Genomic DNA, 25029 nt, shown 5'->3' with positions numbered 1-25029 from the left:
AGGGCCGCTCCATGTGGAGAAAAGGTGAATCGTAAATATCGGGTTCACCGTGTTGTTCCACAGTTACATGCAATTCTTACCGCAACCTTAAGAGATTGATAAATTTTATTGTGTCGCGAGCAATTTCAGCAGCTCATCCTCGGTAGGATGCGGCAGATTAATGATCACGCGCAGCCCTGCGCTGGGAGAATCTTCAAGCTGTAAGGTACCGCCATGGCGAGTTACCAAACGTTCCACAATAGACAGACCTAACCCTGAACCCGCACTGGGGCCAGAACGCTGAAAACGTTCAATGACTTTTTTGCGTTCGCTTAGCGGTATGCCGGGGCCTTGGTCATCAACGATTAGCTGAAACCCCTGTGCCATTGCTGCCAGCGTGATACTGATCACACTGCGGTTGGGGGAGTGCTGAATGGCGTTGCCGACTAAGTTTTGTACCAAGGTTTCAATTGCCCCCGGCTCTTCTAACATTAGCCAAGCCGCGCGCTCATCCGCTTCTAATAACAGCTGCTGGCCGCGCTCTGTGGCCAATGGAGACAGTTTGGCAAGGGTCTCGCGGACTTCACGTAGCAGATGCGTATGGCGATAATCGGGCAGCGCTTCTTCTTCGGGCTCTAAGCGAGCGAGCGTAAGTAGCTGCGTGACTAAGCGCGTTGAGCGAGCAACGCCACTGCGCAGGTGGCTTAATGCTTCTTGACGGTCCTCAATGTTATCGGCCGTCAGCGCATTCTGCGCGTGTAAATCGAGCACGGCTAAGGGTGTGCGCAGCTCATGAGCCGCATCGGCGATGAAGCGCTTTTCACGTATGCGCATCAGCCGAATTCGCTTTAAAAGCCGATTGAGTGCTCCAGCAATAGTGTTTAACTCATGAGGCAATGGGCTGAGCGTTAGTGGCTGTAAATTGTGTGGGTCGCGGCTGCGAATTTGATCGGCCATACGCGATAGCGGGGCTAACCCCCAGCCGATGGACCACCATAAAAAAGCAGTCAGTAATGGCAGCCCGATTAGGTCAGGCATCAGTGTACGCAGCGCCACGGCTCTAATGAGCTCTCCGCGAACATCTTCACGTTCGCTGACCACTATTCGCTGAGTAGAATTCGATACTTCTAATACATAAATGCGCCATTCATGCTCATCGATGTGCAGGCTAGTGAAACCAGGAGGCTGGTCGGCAAGATTGGCGTCAGGCGCATTGGCTGAGCGCAGTAATAAGCGGTCGTCTTCCCATAGCTGAAAGGCTAATTTGCTCTCATAACGCTGCCCTGCAAAGCGTTTATCCCACTGCTTGGCACGCTGCAAAGCGTTATCCAAGCTATTAAGCAGCGCGCCGCGATACTCTTCCGGTAAGGGCGTTTGCAGCAATCCGTCTAGCAGGCGCGCGTTTTGGGCTAGGCTGGCATCATAAAGTTCTTCGACTTCGTGAGCCGCATAGCGATAGCTGATAAAACCAATCACCAACATGCTGAGACCAAATACCAGCAGCACAAGACCCAGTGTGCGTTGTCGGATAGAGGTCATGGGCGTTCATCCTGGCCGGTTTTATCCATTACGTAACCAATACCGCGCAGCGTGCGAATAAGCTGAGGAAAAAATTTTCGTCGCAGATGGTGAACATGTACTTCAATCGCATTGCTTTCCACATCCTCGTCCCAGCCATAGACAAGGCGCGTTAAGGTATCGCGGGTGAACACCCGCCCAGGATGCGTCATAAACTCTTGCAGTAAGGTTAGCTCGCGGCGCGATAGCACCACCAATTGATCCTGGTAGCTGACCCGCATGGTCAGCGGGTCAAGATGAATGCCACGGCACTCCAAGGCACTATTAACCTGGCCATTGCTGCGTCTCAACAGAGCACGCAGGCGAGCCTTTAATTCGGCGACTTCAAACGGCTTGGTTAAATAGTCGTCGGCGCCAGAATCTAACCCATTGATGCGATCATCCACGGCGTCCCGAGCGGTCAGCACTAGGATAGGCACACGATTACCCTGGCGCCTCACCGCTTCCAACACCTGCATGCCATCCATGCGCGGCAAGCCTAGATCGAGAATAACGGCATCAAAAGGCTCGCCCTCTTTTAACGCGGCCAGCGCAGTGACACCATCCTTCAGGTGATCCACCGTGAAATGCTCAGGCTTTAACGCCAAGCGAATGCCCGATGCCAAGCTGGGGTCATCTTCTACTAATAGTATGCGCATGGCGGGGTGGTTACTCCTCTACATCAACCGCAGTCACTAAGCACCGAAACAGATAGCGCACAAAGGCTCTGATTGTCAGGATAAAGGTTATAGTCTGTAGGTTGGTAACCTAGCACGCTTTATTGCATTTCTTGCGCTTTGTGTTGCCGCTATACTCGTTCAATACGCACGTCTTGGCGCCCCGGTGGTATTGATGCACACGCCCTCAGGGTTAAGAATAAATGTTAAAAGACCGTACTCAAAAGGGGACGAGAGTGATAGCGAAGGGAATGATCAGCGGTCTAGTGGCTCTCAGCGTGCTTACGGGCGCAGCAGGCGCATTTGCTGAAGAAGGTGAGCATGACGCGATGGCCGAGCGTTTAGCGCCGGTAGGTAAGCTGTGTTTACAGGGGCAAGAGTGCGGAACGGCCGTTCTTCTGGCTGCTGCTGATGCAAGCGTCGAAGAAGAGGCGGCCGCCAGCGAAGTTGATTCCGCTAGCTCCATCGATACTGCCGCGCTTTATACCAGTGCGGGCTGTGCCGTATGCCACGCTAACGGCATCGCGGGCGCTCCGAAACTAGGCGATTCAGCGGCCTGGGCAGCGCGTTTGGCAAAAGGCACTGATGCCTTATATGCCAGTGCGATTAATGGTATTGGCGCCATGCCAGCAAAAGGTGGCCGCCCCACTCTTTCCGATGAAGAAGTGATGGCGCTTGTTGATTACATGATTGCGGAAGACCAATAATCGCCAGTGCTGAAATAACGCTTTAGCTTATCCACAGGGTGTTTTGAATGTCGGCCTGTGGATGATTTTTATTATCCAAGCAGCGATCGCAGCCCGGCAATCGCGTCTTTACCCCGCGCCTGCTTCTTTTCGGGATCTTCTTTATCCGCACGGCCTTCCCACTCTAAATCTTCGGCGGGCAGCTCTTCTAAAAAGCGGCTTGGCTGGCAATCCATCAGCTCGCCATAGGCTTTGCGCTGGCGGGCAAGCGTTAGTGTCAGCGTGCGCCGTGCCCGGGTGATGCCGACATACGCTAGCCGACGCTCTTCCTCAACGGTGCCTACCTCAATCGCGTTGCGATGTGGCAATAGATCTTCTTCCAGGCCCAGCAGATAAACATGCGGAAACTCCAACCCTTTCGAGGCGTGCATGGTCAGTAGCTGCACGCGATCAGAGTCATCTTCTTCTGCTTGTTGCTCCAGAATATCGCGCAGCACTAAGCGTGAAATCGCGGCTTCAATGCCGTCGGTTTCCGTCTCAGTGGCATCGGTATCGTCGTCAGCGTCGCGGTTGAGCGACTTTTCTAACTGGTCGATCAAAATCCACACGTTGCCCATACGCCGCTCGGCGACGGTGGGCGCGCTGGCGTTTTGATACAGCCAGGCCTCGTAATCCATATCCCGCAGCATGTCACGAATGGCGGCAATCGCATCGCCTTGATCCATGCGCTTACGCACGCCGTCAATAAAGTGGGTAAAGCGCGACAGCCGCTCCACGGCTCGTGTCGGTAATACCTGCTCCAACCCAAGCTCATGACTCGCGGAAAACAGCGAAATCGAGCGCTCGGTGGCGTAGTTAGCGAGCTTTTCTACCGTTCCAGGGCCCACTTCACGACGCGGTACGTTCACAATGCGTAAAAAGGCGTTGTCATCGGCGGGATTAATCAGCAGGCGTAGATAGGCCATGGTGTCTTTGATCTCGTTACGCGAGAAAAACGACGTACCGCCGGAAAGTTTGTAAGGAATTTGGTAGTGCTGAAGCTTGAGCTCTAATAACCGTGCCTGAAAGTTGCCGCGATAAAGCACGGCAAAGTCGCGCCAGTTGGCCTTTTCTTTAATACGCCGGGTCAGCATTTCACTGGCAACGCGCTCAGATTCAGCTTCCTCATGGCGGTTGACGATGACTCTAATCGGCGCACCGTCACCCATATCAGACCACAGCGTTTTGTCGTATACGTGGGGGTTATTGGCAATCAGCGTGTTGGCCGCGCGCAATATAGTGGCGGTAGAGCGGTAGTTCTGCTCCAGCTTAATCACTTTTAAACGCGGAAAATCCTCGCCCAGGGTTACTAGATTTTCAGGCCGGGCGCCACGCCAGGCATAAATCGACTGGTCATCGTCGCCCACCACGGTAAAGGTGGAGCGATCGGCCATCAAAAGCTTCACCAGCAGGTACTGAGAGACGTTAGTGTCCTGATACTCATCCACCAGCATGTAATGAATTTTACGCCGCCAGCGCTCTAGCGCCTCGGGGTCGCGCTGTAAAAGCACCACCGGCAGCAAAATCAGATCGTCAAAATCCACCGCGTTATAGGCTTTTAGATGGCGCACGTAGGCTTCATACACCCGTGCAGCAAAATGCTCATCGTCATCCGCCGCAAACGAAAGCGCGTCGCTCGGCAGCACTAAATCATTCTTCCAGGTAGAAATCTTGCTCTGCACGGCGTTGATCTGCTCGGCATCTACCTGGGCGTCTTTGTTCATTAAATCGCGAAGAAGCGCCTTGGCGTCTTCCGGGTCGAACAGTGAAAAGCCCGGCTTGTAGCCCAGGGTTTTCAGCTCGCCGCGAATAATATTCAGCCCCAGCGTGTGGAAGGTGGAAACCGTTAGCCCGTGGCCTTCTTTACCGTGAAGCATCTGGCCTACGCGCTCTTTCATCTCACGGGCGGCTTTGTTGGTAAACGTAACGGCAGCGATCCTGCGGGCGCTCATTCCACATTCTTGGACTAAATAAGCAATTTTGGTGGTGATAACGCTGGTTTTGCCCGAGCCTGCGCCCGCCAACACCAGGCAAGGGCCATCAATGTAGCGCACGGCTTCCTGTTGGCGTGGATTTAGCCCTTTAATGCGGCTAAGAATGCTCTTAGGTGTGGAGGGCGTCATGGCGAAGGTAGTCCTCTGCGGGTGTTACACGTTATTTCGAGTACGATTTTAAGTGCTATTTCCATTACAATCGGCAGCACTGGGCGAATGCAAAAATGAGCGAACAATAGGCAGGTGGAGATGTTTGACGTAGCGCTTTTTGAACCACGCATGGCGCCCAATACGGGCAATATCATGCGCTTAGTTGCCAATAACGGCTGCCGACTGCACCTGATTGAGCCGCTTGGCTTCGACCTGGAAGAGAAAAAGCTGCGTCGCGCCGGATTAGATTACCGTGATCTCGCTAACGTTACCCGTCACGCGGATTTTAGCGCCTTTCAAGCGGCCATGCAGGGCCGACGCATCTGGGCGGTTACCACCAAAGGCACGCGCAGCTACAGCGATGCTGACTTTGCTCCCGACGATGTGCTCCTGTTCGGTTCTGAAACCGGCGGGCTTTCGCCCCAAGTACACGAAGCGCTCACCGCTGAGCAAAAACTGCGCCTGCCCATGCAGCCCAATAACCGCAGTCTTAACCTTTCCAACGCCGTGGCTATTGTGAGCTACGAAGCGTGGCGCCAACAAGGGTTTGAAGGCGCGCAGTCCATCTAATCAGCCGTTAATGCCGTAGCGATCACGATAAGCTCTAATCGCTTCCGCATAGGCCAGCATCTCGCCACCGGCGTGTTCTTCAAGGTAAGTAAGCACTTGCTCTAGAGTGACGATACTGACCACCGGCATCGCGTACTGGGCCTGCACTTCCTGAATCGCACTCTGTTCGCCCTGGCCACGCTCCTGGCGATCAAGGGCAATGATCACCCCGGCAGCACGCGCGCCGCTTTGTTCAATCAGACTCATTACTTCGCGAATCGCCGTGCCTGCGGTGATAACGTCATCAATAATGAGAATATTGCCTGAAAGCGCCGCGCCAACAATGTTGCCACCTTCACCGTGGGTTTTGGCCTCTTTACGGTTGAAGGCGTAAGGCATATCTTTGTCGTGATGATCAGCCAAGGATGCGGCCGTGACCGCCGCCAGCGGAATTCCCTTGTACGCTGGGCCAAACAGCACATCAGCGTTTAGGTCGCTATCGACAATCGCCTGAGCGTAAAATCGCCCCAGCTTGGCTAGTGCGCGACCGGTTTGAAATAGCCCAGCGTTAAAAAAGTAGGGACTAACGCGGCCGGATTTAAGCGTAAACTCGCCAAACTTAAGCACACCTTGCTCAATGGCAAAGGCAATGAAATCGTGCTGGTAGGGTTGTAGAGTAGTGGCCACGGCGTTCCTCACTAGGTGGTAAGTTTAAATAGGTACGAAAGCAACAATAAAAGTGGGGTAAATGGCAAGTTTTAGTCGCTGCCTTTACCCAAACGTCTAAACGTCGGGTATCATACAGCAGCGACGCAAAAGGGACGATTTATGAAAATTGCCAGCATCAATGTTAATGGTATTCGTGATGCCGTCGAGCGTGGCTTCCTGGACTGGCTGGCTCAGCAGGATGTCGACGTCGTATGTGTGCAGAATATTAAGGCGAAAAGTTTTGAACTGGGTGACCACATTCTGTATCCGGAAGGCTATGAAGGCTACTTCCTGGATGCCGAAGAAGACGGTTTCTCCGGCGTGGCACTTTATTGCCGCAAAATTCCCAAGGCGATTATGTATGGCCTCGGGTTTCCTCAGTGTGACCATGAAGGACGTTTTCTGCAGGCGGACTATGAACGCTTCAGCATTGTCTCCTTTTTGATGCCTGACGGAAGCGATCAAAAAGCCAAACAGGCATTTATGGAACAGTACCAAGAGTATCTGACGAAGATGTCGCGCAAACGCCGCGAATACATCCTCTGCGGTACTTGGCATGTTGCCCATAAAACCGTCGATTTGGCCAACTGGTCGGACAATCAGCTGACATCAGGCTTCCGCCCGGAAGAGCGCGCCTGGATGGATCAGGTGCTTGGCCCTACCGGGTTTATCGACACCTTCCGCGAAATTAACCGCGATGCGGGTGAATACACTTGGTGGCCGAAGCTTGACCAAGACGTGCCCCGTGAACGCCAAGAAGGCTGGCGGATCGACTATCAGTTAGTCGGCCCCAACTTCCGCCGCCATGTGGTTGACGCGTGGATTGATTATGATGCGACCTTCTCCGAGTTCGCACCGTTAATCATTGAGTACGATCTAGCGCTTTAAGCACTAGTCAGCGCACTTTTCCCGCGTCGCAGTAGTTTTAAGTGGTAACTAAGCAACAAGCCGACCCTTGGGTCGGCTTGTTGCGTTTTTAGCGTGCGTTAATGTTTAACCACGCATACCCAGCGCTTCGCGCTGATGCTCGCGTAACGCATCGCCCGCTTGCTCGGCCAAATCGAGCATGCTGTTCAGCTCCGCGCGGGTGAAAGCCCCGGCTTCGGCGGTGCCCTGCACTTCGATGAGTTCGCCGTTTTCGGTCATCACTACGTTTAAATCGGTATCGGCTTTGCTGTCTTCCGGGTAGTCCAAGTCCAGCACCGGTACGCCTTTATAAATGCCCACAGAAATGGCGCTCACCAACTGCTTGAAGGGGTCGCTTTTGATCTTTTTCTCACGCTGCAGGTAGCGGATCGCATCCATCAGCGCCACGCAACCACCGGTAATCGCCGCGGTACGCGTACCGCCATCGGCCTGAATAACGTCGCAATCAATCGTAATGGTAAACTCACCCAGCTTCTTCAAATTCACCGCTGCGCGCAGGCTACGGCCAATCAAACGCTGGATTTCTAACGTACGGCCACCTTGCTTACCGCGTGTCGCTTCACGGCCACTACGCGTGTGCGTCGCGCGGGGCAGCATGCCGTATTCAGCGGTAACCCAGCCCTGATTTTTGCCGCGTAGCCAGCGTGGCACGCCGGCTTCAACGCTGGCATTACACAGCACTTTGGTGTCGCCAAACTCCACCAGCACGGAGCCTTCCGCATGACGTGTGTAGTCGCGGGTCAGGCGAATCTCGCGGAGCTGGTCGGCTTGGCGGCCGCTGGGGCGCACAACATCAGGACGCGTAGCACTGCTCACAAATAGTACCTCTCAATAAACGCGAAACTAGGAAAAGCCTTTCATTGTACACGTCTCGGGGCGCGCTTATGGGTTTAAGGCCCGGGAACTGTGGTTGTTAATCGAGCCGCCCGGCGTAGAGCTGCTTGAAAGCAGCATATCGCGCTGCATGTAGCTCATATGTTGCTGAGTCAGGCGCCAGTACCTGCTCGCTAGGGGATAACTCGCTCGCAACGCTCAATACGTCGCCATTGGCTTTTGCAGCCATCGCCGCCACGGCAGCCCCAAGCAGTACGGGCTCGGGTGCATCAGACAGGATAACTTGGCAGCCGGTGCCGTCGGCATATAGCTTGCGCAGTAATGCCGAGCGGCCGTGGCCACCGCTTAAGTGCAGTGTATCAATGGCATAACCATGCGCATTCAGTCGCTCGATAATCGCCCGAGTGCCGTATACCAGGGCGGTGGCGGCAGCCCAGTAGACTTTAATAAAACTCTCCCGTGGAGTATCTAGCGTGAGCCCGGTAATCGTGCCGCGAATTTCTGGGTCCGCCAGCGGAGAGCGGTTGCCGATGAAGTCGGGGCAGACGTGAGTATGCGGCGCAGGATCACCGTTTTTCAGGCGCTCCAGCAGCACATCGGAAAGCGTACCGTGCACATCGTCGCCAAATTCACTGCCGGCGGCGAACATCGCTATTAAGTGATCCAGCAGCGCGCCGGTAATGCTCTGCCCACCTTCGTTAGCCACAAAACCATTGCACAGCGCGCCAGGATAAGGGCCCCACACGCCCGGCACCTCGCGCCGTTCTGGCTGGGCGCCGATATGGCAGGTGGAGGTGCCGCCAATCACTGCCAGGCGCTTCTCAGGGGCGTCGGTTAGACTTCTGCCGAGGGTGCCAAGGGCACCTGCGTAGGCATCGATCATACCGACAGCGAAGGTGCAATCGGTGGTTAGGCCCAGGTCGGCGGCCGCCGCCGCGGTTAATTGTCCCAGCGTTACCCCAACGGGGCGCGCCTGGTCACTTAAACGGGCGCGCTCAAGCACATCCTGCATACCGATTTGATCTAGAAAGCCGTGATCCCAGCCATACCCAGGGCGTGGATCAAACGTCCACTTGCAGGCGAGCATACATACCGAACGCTCAATGGAGCCCGTACACTTAAAGCCTAACCAGTCACCGAGGTCTCCGGCGTAGCCAATCTGCTTGTAAAGCTCGGGGCGGTTTCGCTTGAGCCACATTAGTTTAGGCATCTGCATCTCGGGCGACATCACACCGCCCAGATTAACCATTGGTGCGGCGTTGGTGGCCGTGCACTCGGCGGCCTCAGCAGTCGCGCGGTGATCCATCCAGACGATGATATTCCACGCCTCATCACCCGGTGAGAGCTCAAGTGGCTTATCTTGTTGATCCAGCAGCACGAGCGAGCAGGTGGCGCTCACCGACATGCTGGTTATGGCGTCAGGCGCCAAGCCCGCAGCCTCGCGGGCACGCTGGGTGGCGCTGCACACTGCGTTCCAGATATCCGTGGAGCTCTGCTCTACGTGGTGCTCGGCAGGGCGATGCATCGCAATGGGTGTTTTCGCCTCGGCAAGCATCACGCCATCAAGCGTGAAAATGCCCGCCCGAGCGCTGCCAGTGCCGATATCGATACCCAGAACATGTGCTTGATGACTCATGGCAAACCTTACTCACGACTGTTTGATAAACGGCATACGCAGTGCCATCACAATAATTAGAAAAGCACCCCAGACTGCGGTGGCTAGATGCTGGCTAGCGCCCATCAGGTTCATACCGGAGGCGATCACCTGCAGGCTCATTAAGCCCAGCACCAGTGGCAGTACGCGGCCAAAACCGCCAAAGGGGTTCGCTCCGGCCAGAAAACACGCCAACACGGTAATCAGCAGATAGCTCTCGCCGTGGCCTACGCGCACTGAATTGAAGCGAGCGAGCATAACCATGCCCGCGAGACCCGCGAGCAGACCGGAAATGGTGTAGACGGTAATCAGAACGCGTTTCACATTAATGCCCGAATACTCGGCAGCACGGGGGTTGGAGCCGAGCATATAGATCGAGAACCCGGTGCGGGTGAAGTGCATGACGTACATAAGCCCGGCGGCGGCGGCGAGAAAGATCAGCATGGGAATTGGCACGCCCAGCAAACTTCCACTCCCGATAGTTTGAAATACTGGCGGCATACCCGATATACCGCCACCGCGAGTTAAAAACTCGCCCACGCCCTGCAGAAAAATCATCGCGCCTAGCGACACTAGAATGGGATGCGCACCCACGTAAGCAACGATAAAGCCGATTAAAAAACCAGCAGCGGCACCTACAATAAGCCCAACTATAATCGCCATGGGAACGCTTAGAATGCCCATGCCTGCTAGCAGGCCCTGCACCAGCCAAGCGGTGGTGAGCCCCGCAATATTGGCGGTAAAGGTGACCGAGAGGTTGAGCCCGCCGGAAATAATCGGTACCAGCATCGCCAACGAAAGCAGCCCGAGCTCCGGCAACTGCATCGACATCGAGTTAAAATTAGTCGCGGTGAGAAAGCCCGGTGCCAGCAGTGAGAAAAAAACGATGCTGGCGATTAAAAGGGCCGTCATGGCCATTACTTCAATGGTATCGCCACCCAGGCGTATGCCAGTGCTGGATGGCGTGTTCAGAGGCTTATTCATACGTTTTTCGCTCTGGTTGAACGGGGCAACAGATTGCCCAGGTTACTGGTCGTAATAGCGATCAAAATAATTAGCCCGACAATCATGCGGAAGGCGTAAGGAGTAACGCCCAACAAGTTCAGACCATTTTGCACCACGGCGAGCAGCAGTACGCCGAGCACGGCGCCAAGCACTGAGCCGCGCCCACCGCCCAGCGTCGCGCCGCCCAGCACTACCGCAGCCAAAATGGGCAGCTCCTGGCCGATCAAGGCGTTGGGCACAACCTCTTGTACAATATGTGCCTGCATCAGGCCCGCTACACCCGCGCATAGCCCCAGCCAGCCGTAAGCAAAGGCGTGAATTTTCCAAACACTCACACCTGAGCGGCGGGCGGCCTCGGGACTTGAGCCAAAGCCGTAAATAGTGCGCCCAAAGCCGGTACGCGCCAGAATGAACCAGGTGAGCACGACCATCACTGTCATGACGGCAGCTGGGAAGTAAAGCGTGGCCGAGCCGCGTTCAGCAGGAAGATCTAGCAGCGGAATCGAGTAGTAGAGCCAGTCGGGAATATCGTAAATCGATACGCCGCCCGTGAAGTACATCAGCAGCCCGAAGAAAAGATTAAAGGTACCGATGGTGACGATAATCGAGACAATTCGAAAACGATGAATCAGCAGCGCATTAAAGAGTCCCAGCAGAGTGCCCATCAGCATTGAGAGCAGGATGCCCAGCGGCCAGCTGCCACCCCCCATGGTGTCGATAAGTAGCGTCATCACCACGTACTGCACCACCGAGGCGGCCACCGCAAAAGAGATATCAATGCCCCCCGCGATGAGTACGACCACCAGCCCGACGGCAAATATGATATTGACTGACTGATTGTTGAGCAGATCAAACAGGTTCTGAAGACTTAAAAAACTGTCGGTGGTCAGCGCCAGCACCATCGAGAGCGCCAGAATAATGCCTAGCAGCACCCCTTCGGTGCCGAGTCGTGTACGCGATAAAAGATTACGCATTAATGATCGCCTCCAGCGCTTCTTCCGTTGTTTCTGAGGGGATCACTTCAGTGGAAATGCGCCCTTCACGAAGTACCAGCGCGCGGTCGGCATTCATCCAAATTTCCCCCGCTTCGTCGGAGATCAAAATAATCGCCACGCCCTGATCGGCAAGATCACGGATGATGTCAAAAATGCCTGCCTTAGCCCCTACATCGACGCCAATGGTCGGGCAGTCAAGAATCAGCACCTCAGGCTTAGTCGCCAGCCACTTGGCAAGGGCGATGCGCTGCTGATTACCCCCGGAGAGCGACGAGACCGCAAGCTCGGCATCACTCACCTTAGTCTTCAGTTGCTCGACCCAGTGTGCGGTCAGCGCCTTAATACGCCGCGGCGAGAGAAAGCCGCGCGGCTTCTCAAGGGAAGGCAGTACAGTGACGGCGCTATTCATATTAATTGACTGGTTCTGTACTAGGCCAAGATGGAGTCGATCCTCCGAGAGGTAGGCGATTTTGTTACGCACAGCGTCGCGGTTGGAGCGCAGCCTGAGTAACTGACCATCCTTGTAGATCTCGCCTGAGGAGGGTTTTGTCATGCCGAAAATGGTGTGGGCGATTTCCGTGCGTCCTGCGCCAAGCAAGCCGGTAAGGCCGAGAATTTCGCCGCGATGTAGAGTAAAAGAAATATCTTCAAACTCGCCTTCACGACTTAGTTGCTTAAGTTCCAGTACGGTTGTGCCTTTCTGCGTTTCAGCCCGGGGGGTGAACTCTAGCTCAAGACCGGTCATCAAGGTGGAGAGTCGAGCCTGAGTCATTCCCTCAGTCGGATAGGTGCCCACGAGCAGGCCGTTGCGTAGCACCGTGACGCGCTGGCAAACCTCAAGCACCTCTGCCAGCCGATGGCTGACTAATACAATCGAAATACCTTTTCCTGCCAGCGAGCGGGTAATCGCCAACAGCGCATGCACCTCTTTGTAGGTGAGAGAAGCGGTGGGCTCATCCATAAAAATAATGCTGGCTCCTGCGCGCAGCACGCGGCAGATTGCGACCAGTTGACGATGGGCAATTGAAAGGTCGCCCACGCGAACGGTAGGGTCTAAATTGAGCCCAAACTGCTGAATAATCTCGCGCGACTGCTTCAGCGCCTCTTTATAAGAGATCGGCCGCCACGGCTTTGAAACATAGTCATCAAAGACGATATTCTCCGCGACGGTTAAGTGCGGAAAGAGCGCAAGATCCTGCCAGATGACGTGGATGCCTCGGCTGCGCGCCTCTAGCGGATTAATGGCTGAGAGAGTTTCATCGCCAAATGTAAATTCAATGCCTGGCTCAGGCTTGTAAACGCCGTTGATAATTTTAATGAGCGTACTTTTGCCGCAGCCGTTTTCGCCCGCCAAGCACATAACCTCACCACGGCGAAGTTCGAATTCGACGTCATCGAGTACCCGGCTTTGCCCGAAGACCTTGCTAACATGACGCGCTCGAATCGCGATCTCGCTCATCGGCGGCTCCTCTCTAGACATGATGGCTCTCTTAACATAACTGCCGCGCTCATTGAGCGCGGCAGTGTTGACACGATATGAATAAGCAGTCTTACAGGCCGAGCTCTGCCAGCTCATCCACGGTCTCTTTACTCAGCTCCAGCGGCTGCGAAGCAAAGATCGTATGACCGTCCAGGGTGATTTCACCGAGTACCGGCAGCTCAGCGCCATCGGTAATCTCTTCGCCGTTATAGAGCATCTCGCCGAGAGCAACGAACGCTTTTCCTGCCTCCAGCGGACTCCATTGGAAACCGCCAGTAATCACGCCTTCATGCACAAGACGACGCCCCTGACCCGGCGAGAAAAGCCCCATCACGGCAACATCGCCCTCTAGGCCACGCTCTTTAACCGCGCGAGCGGCACCGATGGTGCCTTGACTGCCAAACGACATAATGCCCGCCAGGTCTTCATGAGCACGCAGCAGGTCGAGGGTGGTATTACGGCTATCGTCGACGCTCTCGGCCACGCCGAAACGCTCTGCCGCCTGGGTCAAACCTGCGCAATTGTCGTCCAGCCAGTTCACGGCAGCATCTGCCCAAGCATTGTGTGCAGGCACGCTTAGTCCGCCCACATAAACAGCGTATGAGCCTTCGCAGCCGGTGGTCTCAGCGAGCAATTTGGCGTGCTCTTCGCCGAGCTGCTGCGCCGAAATCATCTCAAAGTCATAGTCGATATTGACCGACTCGGGGCTCTCGTGGGTCAGCACGATAATGCCCTGCTCGCGAGCGCGCTCCAGCACTGGCTCCAGCACTTCACGGTCGTTGGGCACCACGCCGATGACATCGACGCCGCGGCTGATCAGGTCTTCAATCGCGCGTACCTGCAAGGCTGGGTCGGCGCTGGTGGGCCCGACCATATAAGCCTCAACGCCTAATTCCTCACCCATTTGCTCAATGCCCATTTCCATGGCATTAAACCAAGGGATGCCGCCTATCTTCGCCACCACAGCGATAGTAGGGGACGTCTGAGCCATTACGCCACTGCTGCCGATGACGCTTGTGAGTGTGACGGCGGTAAGAAGTGCTTTATATTTCATTGTCATTGTCATTGTCTGCTTGCTGTTGGCTAGCCCAGCCAGTGGAATGGAGTGCATTGAAGCGTTTTGACGGTGCCGACATGCGTTGTCCTATGTCAAAAAGGCATCGATGCTTTATGTCCTAAAATGCTAGGAGAGTGTCATAACGCTGAAGGCGTTGAACGTTAATCAAGCGATGCGTAAACACTCAAAATCTGTTTTCTTAACTTAGCATGCACAATCGGTTGTGCATTATACAGCATTGACCCATTATGAAATCACGTCAATGCTACTTTTATCTATTTCAAGGAGCGGTTACGTGGTAAGCGAGCCACCTAAGCGGCTAACCATTTACGATCTGGCCAGGCTTGCCGACACCTCGCCTAGTACCGTCAGTGCCGTGCTCAACGGCTCTTGGCAACGGCGTCGTATTAGCCAAAAGCTGGCCGACAAAATCCTCTCTCTCGCCGACAGCGAAGGCTATTCTGCCAATATGCAGGCACGCGCGCTGCGCCGAGAGCGCTCAGGTATTATCGGCATGATTCTGCCGCTCTACGACAACCGCTACTTCAGCTCGATTGCACAGCATTTTGAAGCCCAGGCGCGCCAGCGCGGCCTGTTTGCGATTGTCGCCTGTACCAACCGCGACCCGGCACAGGAGCGTGAGGCGGCGCGCATGATGCTCGCCTACCGGGTCGAGTGTTTGGTCAGTACCGGGGTGACTGATCCGGATACTATCTCTGCGATGTGCGACGAAAGCGGCGTGGCGAGTATTAATCTGGATTTGCCCGGCAGCAAGGCACCTTCAGTTATTTCCGATAACCGGGAAGGCGCGCGGCAGCTCACCAACGCCATTCTTGGCCGCTTGGCCGGGCAGGCTGCGCGTGACGACGCCATCCTGTTTATTGGTGGGCGCAGCGAAGACCACAACACGCGCGAAAGGATTGCCGGTTTCACTCAGGCCCGCGCTGAACGGGGGCTGTCCACATCGGAGGCGGACATCCTTCCCTGCGACTATGCCGCCGATAAGGCCCAGGTCGCGTTAGAGGCGTATATGCGACCCCGCGCCACGCTTCCCAGCGCGATGTTCGTCAACTCAACGATTTCGTTGGAAGGGGTCGTGCGCTGGCTTCAGCAGGGCGGCTACCAGCTAGATGACATGATTGTTGGGTGTTTTGACTGGGACCCGCTGGCCGCCGCGTTTCACCCTCACCTGATCATGGCGCGACAAAACGTAGGCGAGATGATTGATCGCGTCTTCGAGGTGATTGATACGCCATCGCCAGACGCCCGACTGCTCATTGAGGTTCAGCCAGACATCATTGGTGTGTGATCTTTGCCCCTTCGCACAGCACTGACTGCGTCGAATGAATAGAGAGTCAATTGAAAGCAAGAGTGGTGATAAATGCTCTACACTTCCATCACGCTAATTTCTCTACAGGTTTTTCAATGACGCACAGCATGACCGCCTTTGCTCGAACCGAGCAGGCCGCCCCTTTCGGCACCCTTCAGGTGGAGATTCGCTCGGTTAACCAGCGCTATTTAGAGCCGCATTTTCGCCTTCCCGACACCTTACGTGACTTAGAACCGGTAATGCGCGATGCCCTGCGCAACCGTCTAGCGCGCGGAAAGGTGGAATGTAGCCTGCGTTTTGAAGCCGCCGAGGCTAACACCGCGCCTGCGGTTAACGCCCAGCGGCTCAAAGAAATTGCCGATGCCCTGGCGGCTATCCAGCAGCAGGTGCCCAGCGCCGTACCGCCAACTACCTTGGCATTACTCAACCAGCCCGGCGTGATGGAAACCCAGTACCTGAATCAAGATGCCATCAAAGCCGCTGCTAAAACCCTGTTTGACCAGGCGCTCGACGAGCTGATTGACGCCCGCGCCCGCGAAGGTGAAAAGCTCGCCGAGATGATCACCGCCCGCCTGACGGCAGTAAGCGAACAGGTCGCCACCGTGCGCAGCCTGCTGCCACAGATTCTGGAGCGCCAGCGCGCCCAGCTGCTGGAGCGTTTAGAAATCGCCAAGACCGAACTCGACCCGCAACGTCTTGAAGCCGAGCTGGTGCTGGTGGCGCAAAAAGCCGACGTAGATGAAGAGCTGGATCGCCTAACGGCGCATATCGAAGAAGTGAGCCACCAGCTCGCCCAGAAAGGCCCCAAAGGCCGCCGTTTGGATTTCCTGATGCAGGAACTCAATCGCGAAGCCAACACGCTCTCGTCAAAATCTGTGGTGGCTGAAACCACTCGCTGCGCGGTGGAGCTTAAGGTGCTGATTGAGCAGATGCGGGAACAGATACAAAATATTGAGTAGCTTAAACTGCGATTAAAGTTGATAAGCATATTGGGGCGCGTATAATTTTGACTATTAATTAGCCTGCTAATATAAGCGTGGACTATCAATGAATTCCATGAAAAACAACGCAGTTAAGACACCTTGTCTTTCCCGGCGTGAGTTATTGGGTGGCATGGCGGCTGTTTCTGCTGCCGCTTTTTTTCCTTGGGCGACGCGTACTTGGGCGGATAGCCCCGACGCCACCAGCGAGCAGGCTATTCAGGATTTCCTGATGCTTTCCGAACGCTTAACCGGGAGAGAGGCGCTGGATGCCCGTATCGCTGGGCGCGTTTGGCAGGCGTTGCTGGATAGCGACGAACGTTTTGCCGATCACCAGCGGCTGCTGGTCCAGGCGATGGATGATGCCAACCTTACCGATATGCGCAGTTTCAAAGCCTTTGCCGCAACCCAGCCAGAGGCGCTAACGCAAGCGGCGATTGCCATTATTAGTGCCTGGTATTTAGGGTTCACCGGGAGCGTTGAAGGGCATAGTGCTACCGATAACACCCGCTTTATTACCTATACCGGGGCGCTGATGTTCGAGCCGACCATCGACGCCACGGTTATTCCAACGTATTCCCGCGGTCACTCCGACTATTGGGTCGACCCGCCTGCCAGCATCGCCACCGATTAATCCTTACTTATACCAAAGTACGCCCCCGGTTTGCTAACAGGCGCCGGGTTGAGCGTATTGATTCTTTGATTCAGGACCGTTTATTACCATGGCTACGCAATTTGACGCGGATGTGATTGTTATCGGCTCGGGCGCACTAGGCAACAATGCCGCCTTTGAACTCGCTCAACAGGGAAAATCGGTGATTATTCTTGAGGCGGGTGAGCATGTGCCGCGCTGGAAGATTGTTGAAAACTTCCGCACCTCCTCGCGAAAGGGAAATTTCAACGACCCTTACCCCAATGCACCGTGGGCGCCGACCTCCTACCAGGAAAACTACATCGAAAACACCGGTGATTTCGACCTGTTTCCCGGCATGTTGAAGCTCGTTGGCGGCACGACCTGGCACTGGGCGGCGGCAACGTGGCGCTATATTCCAAGCGATATGAAGCTTAAAACGCTTTACGGCGTAGGGCGCGACTGGCCGATTGAGTATGACGAGCTGGAGCCTTACTACGTGCGCGCTGAAAAAGCCCTGGGCGTTTCCGGCAGCGATACCGATGATCAAAGCGGGCAGGGCGGCGATGCCTGGCCTCCGCGCTCGGAGCCTTACCCCGTTTCCCCAGAGGCTGATACCTATTATTTTCAGCGCATTAGGGATCGAATCAGCGCTGAAGGCTACCATTTCATTCACGAGCCCAACGCCCGTACCCATAAGCCCTGGGATGGCCGCCCCGCCTGTAGCGGCAATAATAACTGCATGCCGGTATGCCCGATTGGCGCCATGTACAGCGGCGACGTTCACGCCCGCCACGCTGAAAACGCGGGCGCCAAGCTAATCACCGATGCCACCGCCTACCACCTTGAAAAGGGCGACAACGGTAAAATCGCCGCCGTGCACTATCGCAGCTCTAACGGTGACGACACTCGCCTGAGCGCGCAATACTTTATTGTCGCAGCCCATGGCCTGGAAACTCCTAAACTGCTGCTGCTTTCTGATGTGGCCAACTCGTCTGATCAGGTGGGCCGTAACCTGATGGATCACACCGGCATGGGGCTGCAGTTCCTGGCCGATGAACCGGTCTGGCCGGGCCGTGGGCCTGTTCAGCAGGGCGGTATCTTTAACTGGCGCGATGGCGACTTCCGTCGCGAGCACTCGGCCATCAAGCACGCTTTAACCAATATGGTGCCCAACACGGCCGTTACACAGCGCTTGCTGGATAATCTGATTGTGGGCCCTGAGCTTGACGACCGCATCCGCCATGACGCCGCCCGCTGGGTGGATATTTCCACGGTGTTCGAGATGTTGCCCCACGCCCATAACACCGTTAGACCCAGCACGCGCTACAAGGATGCCTTGGGTATTCCCATGCTGACGGTTAACTACAGCGTTGATAACTATGTAAAAGCAGCCGCTGATGTCGCGAAGCGTGACTACGCCAACTTTGTGCGCCTCATGAACGGCCAGGTGATTGAAGATGACACCGGCTGGCAGAATCGTGACCACCTGATGGGCTCTGTGATCATGGGTGACAAGGCCGAAGACTCTGTAGTGAACGGCGAATGCCGCACTTGGGATCACGATAACCTGTTCCTTGCGACCACCGGTGTTATCCCCGCGTCAGGGGTGATCAATCCCACGCTTGCCGGTGTTGCTTTGAGTATTCGCATTGCCGACATCATCGCCAAGGAGATCTAACATGCGCTTGCCGTCCTCTTGGCTCCTAGGTGTCGCTTTTATGTTTTCGTTGGCCAGCCATGCAAGTGGTGCCGCTAGCCCCAGTAACGCAGCGAATGTGGATGATGAGCTGATCCAACAAGGCGAGTATCTTGCGCGTGCCGCTGATTGTTCCGCCTGCCACCGTCCGCCGGAAGAGTCTGGGCAGCCTTTTGCAGGGGGTTACGTCATTGCCTCGCCCATGGGCGATATTATCGCCAGCAATATCACGCCCTCCCGCGAATACGGTATTGGCGACTACTCAGAAGCACAGTTTAAACGTGCGCTAACCGAAGGTATTCGTTCCGACGGCGCTCATCTTTATCCCGCCATGCCTTACACCGCGTATAGCGGCTTAACCGACGATGACATTCACGCGCTGTATAGCTACTTTATGCACAGGGTTGAAGCGGTCGACGAGCCGACGCCTGAAACATCGCTGCCGTTTCCCTTTAACCTCCGCGTGAGCATGGCCGCATGGAATTTCTTATTCCTGGACGACGCCTATACTCACGATCCGGAACAAAGTGACACTCTCAACCGAGGCCGCTATTTGGTCGATACGCTGGGGCATTGCAGCGCCTGCCATACGCCGCGTAACGCGCTGATGGGAGAAAACAGTGACCGCTACCTGGCAGGGGCCAACGTTGGTGGATGGTATGCGCCCAATATTACCTCCGATGCCAGCGGGATCGGCAACTGGAGCGTTGAAGAGCTGGTGCAGTACCTGCGCACTGGCCACGTTGAGAACAAAGCACAGGCCGGTGGCGGCATGGCTGAGGCGATAGAGCACAGCCTGCGCTATTTAAGCGATGATGACCTGCACAGCATGGCAGCCTACTTGAAGCAGGTGCCGTCTATAGCGACAGGCCCGGCCATTGATGTCAGCCAGGCATCCCGCGAGCGTGAACCCTTAAGCCTTGCCACGCTGGAGCCGCTGCGCAACGATGATCCTCAGACTATGAGCGATGGTAAAAGCACCGACGGCCAGACGCTTTATAACGGCGCCTGTGCTAGCTGCCATCAGATCGACGGTCAGGGCACCGGTGATCAGTTCTACCCCTCGCTGATACACAATACCGCGACGCAGGGTGCCAACGCCGATAATCTGATTATGTCGGTATTGCAGGGCGTACACCGTGAAACCAATGACTATATCGTGGCCATGCCCGCGTTTGGCGAGCAGCTAAACGATGAGCAGGTCGCCGCCGTCAGCAACTACGTGCTGAGCCAGTTCGGCAACTCCGAGCTTGACGTCGATGCTGCCCGCGTTGCCGAGCTACGCCAGGGCGGCCCAACGCCGCTGCTGGTGAAGGCCATGCCTTGGTTGATTGCGGCAGGCGTGATCTTTGTGCTTCTGGTATTAGGGCTAATTGTCTTCTTGATACGGCGTAAAAAGCGTTAAAGAACGCTTTTATACCGGCGCCGCCGGGTATGGGTAGTTGTGCGCCAATGGTTTTTCATTTTTATGAAAAATTAGGCTTTTAAATATTAATTCGCTTAAGGAAATAATGCTTTTTTACCAAGGCTGGTCTAACTGACCAGCCTTATATCTTGGCTTAAGGCGATTCCAATAGGAGTTTTGGTGATAACGCTTGCGGCGCAACTTTTAAGTCTAAAATTGCGGGTACGCCAGCATTTTTCGCATGGGCAAAAGCAGTAGGAAAATCTTCGTCGCTTGTAACCGTTGCTCCATAGCCACCATAAGCCTTTGCTAAAGCGGCAAAGTCGGGATTTAGCATATTCGTTCCCGACGGGCGCCCAGGATAATGCCGCTCCTGGTGCATTCGGATTGTTCCATACATGCCGTTGTTAGAAATCAGCACAATGATGTTAGCGCCGTATTGACAGGCAATGCCAAATTCTTGCATTGCCATTTGGAAGCAACCATCACCCGCTAGGCATATAACATCGCGTTCTGGGTGCCGCAACTTGGCCGCAATGGCTGCGGGTAAACCATAACCCATTGAGCCACTAGTGGGCGCTAGCTGTGTCCGCCATCCGCGGTAGCGATAGTAGCGATGTAACCAAGCAGAATAGTTTCCTGCGCCATTCGTTAAGATGGCATCATCGCTAAGATCCTCGTTGAGGTGTGCAATGACGCTCTCCATCCTCAGGTTGCCGGGCGTGCGTTGGGGCTGTTGCCACTCTTCATAATCAGCGCGGGCTTCTTTAATCCACCGCTCTCTGGATGTTTTAGGCGCTTTAGCCGCCTCTGCCAGCTGGCAAATGAATTCGGCGGCATTGGCAACGACGCCTAAGTCAGGTCGATATACTCGGCCAATCTCAGAAGAGTCGGCATGGACGTGAATAAGCGTTTGCTTTGGCATCGGTGGCGTAAGCAGCGTGTATCCGCTAGTGGTCATTTCACCCAGCCGACTACCTAATGCAAGAATAACATCAGCATTACGCACTCTTTCAGCAAGCTTGGGGTTAATGCCAATGCCAATATCACCAATGTAATTTGCGTGCCTATTGTCTAAGTAATCCTGACACCGAAAGGAGGCGCCTACTGGCAAGCCTGCTGTCTGCGCGAACTGGCCGAGTGCATCAGCCGCTCGTTGCGACCAAGAGCCACCACCGGCGATGATTAAAGGGCGTTCAGCGGAGGCTAATAGCTCTAATACTGCATGTACATCGCTGTCTGCTGCTTTTCCTGAAGGCAATACGGCGGCCGGTACAATATCGACATTATCGCATTCGGAAGAAAGCATATCCTCGGGTAACGAAAGCACCACTGGGCCGGGCCTTCCGCTCTGAGCAACATGGAATGCATGGCTAATGTATTCTGGAATTCGGTCAACGCGATCAATTTCTGCCACCCACTTTGCCAATGGATTAAACATGGCACGATAATCCACCTCCTGGAAGGCTTCTCTATCGCGCTGGTCGCTGGCAACTTGGCCGATAAATAAGATCATGGGAGTGGAGTCTTGAAACGCAACATGTACACCACATGAAGCGTTAGTTGCGCCAGGTCCACGCGTCACGAAAGCGATACCGGGCTGGCCTGTTAGCTTACCGTCAGCTTCGGCCATCATTGAAGCTCCACCCTCATTTCTAGCGACGATCGTTTCTACGCCAGATTCATAAAGGGCATCAAGAGCTGCTAAATAGCTTTCACCAGGAACGCAAAACACGCGTTCTACGCCTTGTGTTTTCAGGGCTTCAACTAAGACTTGACCACCGTGACGAACATTTTTGTTATTCATAATTTTTGTCCTTGTTACTTATAAAAAGTCTTCACGCGCCGCGATACGCTCAGCGGCATGTTCAAAACGAAGGCGTGTCGCCTGTCTAGCCAACGCGATATCTTGTGTAGCAAGCGCATCTCTTACAGCACGATGCTCGTTTATAATGGGTACGCCGAACTCAGACGCAGCTGCATTTTTGAGAAAAGCCGAACGCAAATTGCTTTGGATATTGCCCTCAATCATGCCAATAACTTCAATGTAATATTCATTCCCTGAGGCTTCGGTGATGAAACGATAAAAATCGAGTTCAATATCCACTCTAGATTCAAGGGCGCCATCGGGGCCTAATGCATCCAGCCGCTCCATTTCAATGAAGCGTTCTTCAATGCCCTGCATCTGCTTTATAGAGCGTTTTTCTGCAGCCAGTGCCGAAGCGCCCGCCTGGACTTCAGCGCGTAGCTGCAGCAATTTGATAATTTGTTGACGCTTTTCAAAGCAGCTAGGGCTAATGCGAAAGGCAGACCGGTTGCTGTTTTCAGTGATAAAGGTTCCAACCCCACGCCGCGAATCAACGACGCCGTCGTATTTCAGTAGCGAAATAGCTTCACGTACAACCGTGCGGGCAACGCCAAAGCTTTCAGACAGTACAGCCTCGGTAGGAAAGCGGTCTCCGGGGCGTAGCTGGCCATTTTCGATAGCCGCCGTCAGCGCTGCGGCCACTTCATCAGGCAAGCGGCGGGGCCGGTCAATACGTTCAAACGTTACTGGTGTCTTCATCAGGGTACGTTCCTAGATGCTTTATAAACTCTCGCGACGGTACAGAGCTGAAAGCCAAATCAATGTTGCAAGGGATGAAGATTTATACCATAAACATAGCTGAAAAACAGTTGTCAGACAATAGGAAGTGATCTACTCTCCTGCTAAGCAAAAAATTCAAAAACAATAAGGAGTCATTAATGCCAGAGCTAAGAATTGGGTTTATAGGCCTGGGCGGTATGGGACGTGGTCTCGTTAAAAACCTCTGTGCTAAAGGATACAGCGTCACTGTATTCGACTTAGATTCAGACAAGATAGCCGATGCTGTTATGCATGGCGCAACGGCAGGAGCTTCAGCCGTCGAGATCGCGGCTAAATCTGATATTTTTGCTGTTTGTGTTACCACAGCAGAAGCCGTACGAGCCTTGGCATTAGGCCCAGATGGCGCATTGGCAGCCTTACCCAAAGATGCTGTCTTTTTAGATCATACGACCGTCTCGGTTGAGCATGTAGACCTATTACGTGACGCTTGCGTTAAAGCGGGCATTAATTACGCAGAAGCGCCTATGACTCGTACACCTGCTCACGCTGAGCGTGGCGAGGTTAATATTTTATTTGGTGGGGAAGAGTCACTACTGGAGCGTTTACGGCCAGTTTTTAAGACTTACTCCGAAAACATATTTCATGTCGGCCCATCAGGGCATGCAATCCGCCTTAAGCTGATACACAACTATATAGCATTCGCGAATGTGGCTTCTTGGTGTGAGGGCTTTGCTCTTGCCGCTAAAGAAGGGCTCGATATGTCGAAAGTTATTAATATTATTTCAGCAGCAGGTGGTAAGTCTGGAATGATGGATCTTTATGGCGACCTCACTCTAAGGCGTGACTTTACGCCACATATGTCGTTAGAAAACGCTCAAAAAGACGTTCGCTATTATGCAGAATGGCTGGGAAAAGCGGGAATGCCTGCTTTCATGGCTCAATCTGTACATAACACTTACGCTCTTGCTTCAATTATGGGGCACGGTAGCGAAAGCTGTACGGCTGTTATCAAAGCATACGAAGACCTTTCAGGTGTTCAAGCCTGCTTAAAAGAATAAGAATTATATTTTTCCAGTAGAACTCAATAATAAGTAACAACTAAAAAGAGACTCTCAAATGAACTATAAATATATTATTACGGGTACTTGTGCCTTTATTATTTCAAGCACCGTAAGTGCGCAAGAAATTACGCTTCGAATGGCACACTTTGCTGCGGAAACGCATCCCGGACATGAAGCGGCGTTGCAATTCGCTGAGAATGTAAGCCAAAGAACCAATAATGAAATTTCTGTTGAGCTTTATCCTGCTAATGAACTTGGTTCACCGCCTGAGCAATTAGAACAGACGGTTTTAGGTGTCGTCGATATGAATCTACCCACTCAAGGTGGACTGGATAAATATGTTAAAGCATTCGGCACTGTCATGACCCCTTTTGCATTTGATAGCTATGAAGAGGCGCACCGCGTTTTAGATGGGCCTTTCTATGACTGGGTTGCTCCCCAACTAGAGTCGCAAGGATTAGTCTTATTATCAAATTGGGAATATGGTTTCCGTCATATAACCAATAATGAGAGGCCAATTGAAACACCCGAAGACGTAAAAGGATTAAAACTACGTACTCCACCAGAGCTTCAAATTGTTGCAGCACTTGAAGCGCTTGGGGCTTCGACAGCACAAATTTCGTTTCCTGAGCTGCCTAACGCACTTAATCAAGGTGTCGTTGATGGACAGGAAAATCCGATTAGTGTTATATACCATTATAACTTAAACGATTTTCAAGATCATTTAGCCTTGACCCGGCATGTATATAATTCAATGGTCCATGTGATTAATAAAAACACATGGGATTCGCTTACTCAAGAGCAGCAAACCATTATTAAAGAAGAGAGCCTAGCGGCTTCAGCGATGATGCGTGAAGCTGTTATGGCTCAAGAGGAAGAAGAGATTGCAGCGCTTAAAGAGCGTGGTATGCAGGTAACTGAACCTGATTTATCTCTTTTTGTTGAACTTATGGGGCCCGCTAGAGCACGTGTAGCGGAACATGTTGGGCAGGACAATATGGAAACCTTCCTGAACTTCTTAGATTAACCTATCAGGGTACAGTTT

22 protein-coding genes are annotated in these 25029 nt (G+C 54.0%); 10 read left to right on the top strand and 12 right to left on the bottom strand.

Features of this window, described 5'->3' with window-relative positions; genetic code table 11:
* Nucleotides 1-105: 105 nt before the first annotated feature.
* Both KUO20_RS16520 and KUO20_RS16515 read right to left on the bottom strand, forming a co-directional pair.
* The gene (locus KUO20_RS16520) at nt 106-1518 is read right to left on the bottom strand and encodes an ATP-binding protein (RefSeq protein ID WP_235040880.1); all 1413 of its coding nucleotides are present in this window, start codon (nt 1516-1518) and stop codon (nt 106-108) included.
* Nucleotides 1515-2195, bottom strand: a complete 681-nt coding sequence (locus tag KUO20_RS16515; protein ID WP_235040879.1) for a response regulator transcription factor — start codon at nt 2193-2195, stop codon at nt 1515-1517. The genes KUO20_RS16520 and KUO20_RS16515 overlap by 4 nt, the downstream gene beginning before the upstream one ends.
* A 269-nt stretch (nt 2196-2464) precedes the next feature.
* On the opposite strand from KUO20_RS16515, the gene KUO20_RS16510 reads away from it, so the two are divergent.
* Nucleotides 2465-2920, top strand: a complete 456-nt coding sequence (locus KUO20_RS16510) for a c-type cytochrome (RefSeq protein ID WP_235040878.1) — start codon at nt 2465-2467, stop codon at nt 2918-2920.
* Between the two features lie 71 nt (nt 2921-2991).
* Here the strand turns inward: KUO20_RS16510 and rep are convergent, their stop codons facing one another.
* Nucleotides 2992-5061 (bottom strand): DNA helicase Rep, encoded by a 2070-nt coding sequence (gene rep / locus KUO20_RS16505; RefSeq protein ID WP_235040877.1) that lies wholly within the window; start codon nt 5059-5061, stop codon nt 2992-2994.
* Between the two features lie 120 nt (nt 5062-5181).
* Here rep and KUO20_RS16500 point away from each other — a divergent pair, with 120 nt between their 5' ends.
* Complete coding sequence (locus KUO20_RS16500; RefSeq protein WP_235040876.1) at nt 5182-5652, top strand: tRNA (cytidine(34)-2'-O)-methyltransferase; 471 nt, start codon at nt 5182-5184, stop codon at nt 5650-5652.
* On the opposite strand, the gene pyrE is transcribed toward KUO20_RS16500, so the two are convergent.
* Entirely contained in the window at nt 5653-6318 is a 666-nt protein-coding gene (gene pyrE / locus KUO20_RS16495; RefSeq protein WP_235040875.1) for an orotate phosphoribosyltransferase, read from the bottom strand.
* A 141-nt stretch (nt 6319-6459) separates the two neighbouring features.
* On the opposite strand from pyrE, the gene KUO20_RS16490 reads away from it, so the two are divergent.
* A complete protein-coding gene (locus KUO20_RS16490) occupies nt 6460-7227 on the top strand; it encodes an exodeoxyribonuclease III (RefSeq protein WP_096276796.1) in 768 nt (255 codons plus the stop codon).
* A gap of 105 nt (nt 7228-7332) precedes the next feature.
* On the opposite strand, the gene rph is transcribed toward KUO20_RS16490, so the two are convergent.
* The 6 genes from rph to KUO20_RS16460 form a co-directional block, all read right to left on the bottom strand.
* Nucleotides 7333-8055: a ribonuclease PH gene (gene rph, locus KUO20_RS16485; RefSeq protein WP_235042511.1), complete on the bottom strand. Its 723-nt coding sequence runs from the start codon at nt 8053-8055 to the stop codon at nt 7333-7335.
* A 124-nt stretch (nt 8056-8179) separates the two neighbouring features.
* Complete coding sequence (locus KUO20_RS16480; protein ID WP_235040874.1) at nt 8180-9736, bottom strand: FGGY family pentulose kinase; 1557 nt, start codon at nt 9734-9736, stop codon at nt 8180-8182.
* A gap of 12 nt (nt 9737-9748) precedes the next feature.
* A complete protein-coding gene (locus tag KUO20_RS16475) occupies nt 9749-10738 on the bottom strand; it encodes an ABC transporter permease (RefSeq protein WP_235040873.1) in 990 nt (329 codons plus the stop codon).
* The gene (locus tag KUO20_RS16470; protein WP_235040872.1) at nt 10735-11733 is read right to left on the bottom strand and encodes an ABC transporter permease; all 999 of its coding nucleotides are present in this window, start codon (nt 11731-11733) and stop codon (nt 10735-10737) included. The genes KUO20_RS16475 and KUO20_RS16470 overlap by 4 nt, the downstream gene beginning before the upstream one ends.
* A complete protein-coding gene (locus KUO20_RS16465) occupies nt 11726-13213 on the bottom strand; it encodes a sugar ABC transporter ATP-binding protein (RefSeq protein WP_235040871.1) in 1488 nt (495 codons plus the stop codon). Before KUO20_RS16465 ends, KUO20_RS16470 begins: the two co-directional genes overlap by 8 nt.
* 91 nt (nt 13214-13304) lie before the next feature.
* A complete protein-coding gene (locus KUO20_RS16460; RefSeq protein WP_235040870.1) occupies nt 13305-14225 on the bottom strand; it encodes a substrate-binding domain-containing protein in 921 nt (306 codons plus the stop codon).
* 361 nt (nt 14226-14586) lie between these two features.
* On the opposite strand from KUO20_RS16460, the gene KUO20_RS16455 reads away from it, so the two are divergent.
* From KUO20_RS16455 to KUO20_RS16435, 5 genes are all read left to right on the top strand, one after another.
* Complete coding sequence (locus KUO20_RS16455; RefSeq protein WP_235040869.1) at nt 14587-15600, top strand: substrate-binding domain-containing protein; 1014 nt, start codon at nt 14587-14589, stop codon at nt 15598-15600.
* A 116-nt stretch (nt 15601-15716) separates the two neighbouring features.
* Entirely contained in the window at nt 15717-16580 is an 864-nt protein-coding gene (locus KUO20_RS16450) for a YicC/YloC family endoribonuclease (RefSeq protein WP_235040868.1), read from the top strand.
* 97 nt (nt 16581-16677) lie between these two features.
* Entirely contained in the window at nt 16678-17235 is a 558-nt protein-coding gene (locus tag KUO20_RS16445; protein ID WP_235040867.1) for a sugar dehydrogenase complex small subunit, read from the top strand.
* Nucleotides 17236-17323: 88 nt separating this feature from the next.
* Nucleotides 17324-18913 (top strand): GMC family oxidoreductase, encoded by a 1590-nt coding sequence (locus KUO20_RS16440; protein ID WP_235040866.1) that lies wholly within the window; start codon nt 17324-17326, stop codon nt 18911-18913.
* 1 nt (nt 18914) lies between these two features.
* Nucleotides 18915-20336, top strand: coding sequence for a c-type cytochrome (locus tag KUO20_RS16435; protein WP_235040865.1), 1422 nt, complete (start codon nt 18915-18917; stop codon nt 20334-20336).
* Nucleotides 20337-20490: 154 nt separating this feature from the next.
* On the opposite strand, the gene KUO20_RS16430 is transcribed toward KUO20_RS16435, so the two are convergent.
* Together KUO20_RS16430 and KUO20_RS16425 are read right to left on the bottom strand one after the other, a co-directional pair.
* Nucleotides 20491-22143 carry a thiamine pyrophosphate-binding protein gene (locus KUO20_RS16430; protein WP_235040864.1) on the bottom strand — a complete coding sequence of 551 codons (1653 nt, stop codon included), beginning with the start codon at nt 22141-22143 and terminating at the stop codon, nt 20491-20493.
* Nucleotides 22144-22161: 18 nt separating this feature from the next.
* Nucleotides 22162-22902, bottom strand: coding sequence for a FadR/GntR family transcriptional regulator (locus KUO20_RS16425; RefSeq protein ID WP_235040863.1), 741 nt, complete (start codon nt 22900-22902; stop codon nt 22162-22164).
* Nucleotides 22903-23081: 179 nt separating this feature from the next.
* On the opposite strand from KUO20_RS16425, the gene KUO20_RS16420 reads away from it, so the two are divergent.
* Both KUO20_RS16420 and KUO20_RS16415 read left to right on the top strand, forming a co-directional pair.
* Complete coding sequence (locus tag KUO20_RS16420; RefSeq protein ID WP_235040862.1) at nt 23082-23981, top strand: NAD(P)-dependent oxidoreductase; 900 nt, start codon at nt 23082-23084, stop codon at nt 23979-23981.
* 58 nt (nt 23982-24039) lie between these two features.
* On the top strand, nt 24040-25011 hold the full coding sequence (locus KUO20_RS16415; RefSeq protein WP_235040861.1) for a TRAP transporter substrate-binding protein: 972 nt from the start codon (nt 24040-24042) through the stop codon (nt 25009-25011).
* Nucleotides 25012-25029: the final 18 nt, after the last annotated feature.

The organism is Vreelandella profundi, from assembly GCF_019722725.1.
Classification (GTDB): Bacteria; Pseudomonadota; Gammaproteobacteria; order Pseudomonadales; family Halomonadaceae; genus Vreelandella; species Vreelandella profundi.
Note: the sequence above shows the minus strand (reverse complement) of the source record. Positions and strands in the feature narration are given on the sequence as shown.